We start from the raw sequence: 644 nt of genomic DNA on the forward strand, positions 1-644 counted from the left end.
CTAACGCCGGAGTTAAGCCGCCGCGCGTAGCGCGGTCGGCTTGAACGAATTGTTAGACATCATTTACCAACTGACTTGATGATCTCGCCTTTCACAAAGCGAATAAATTCTTCCAAGTGATCTGCGCGTGAGGCCAAGTGATCTTCTTTTTGTCCCAGATAAGCTTGCTTAGCTTCAAGTAAGACGGGCTGATACTGGGCAGGTAGGCGTTTTATTGCCCAGTCGGCAGCGACATCCTTCGGCGCGATTTTGCCGGTTATTGCGCTGTACCAAATGCGGGACAACGTAAGCACTACATTTCGCTCATCGCCGGCCCAGTCGGGCTGCGAGTTCCATAGCTTCAAGGTTTCCCTCAGCGCCTCGAATAGATCCTGTTCAGGAACCGGGTCAAAGAATTCCTCCGCTGCCGGACCTACCAAGGCAACGCTATGTTCTCTTGCTTTTGTAAGCAGGATAGCTAGATCAATGTCGATCATGGCTGGCTCGAAGATACCCGCAAGAATGTCATTGCGCTGCCATTCTCCAAATTGCAGCTCGCGCTTAGCCGGATAACGCCACGGGATGATGTCGTCATGCACGACAAGGGTGACTTCTATAGCGCGGAGCGTCTCGCTCTCGCCAGGGAAAGCCGAAGCCTCCATAAG

The 644-nt window shown here is 52.8% G+C and carries 1 protein-coding gene; it reads right to left on the reverse strand.

The window, feature by feature from the left end:
- Window positions 1-59 precede the first annotated feature (59 nt).
- The coding region (locus tag OKC40_RS22810) for an aminoglycoside adenylyltransferase family protein (protein WP_051124571.1) at window positions 60-644 on the reverse strand (585 nt) is incomplete at its 5' end.

It is taken from the genome of Aeromonas sp. QDB11 (assembly GCF_027705265.1).
Classification (GTDB): Bacteria; Pseudomonadota; Gammaproteobacteria; order Enterobacterales; family Aeromonadaceae; genus Aeromonas; species Aeromonas allosaccharophila.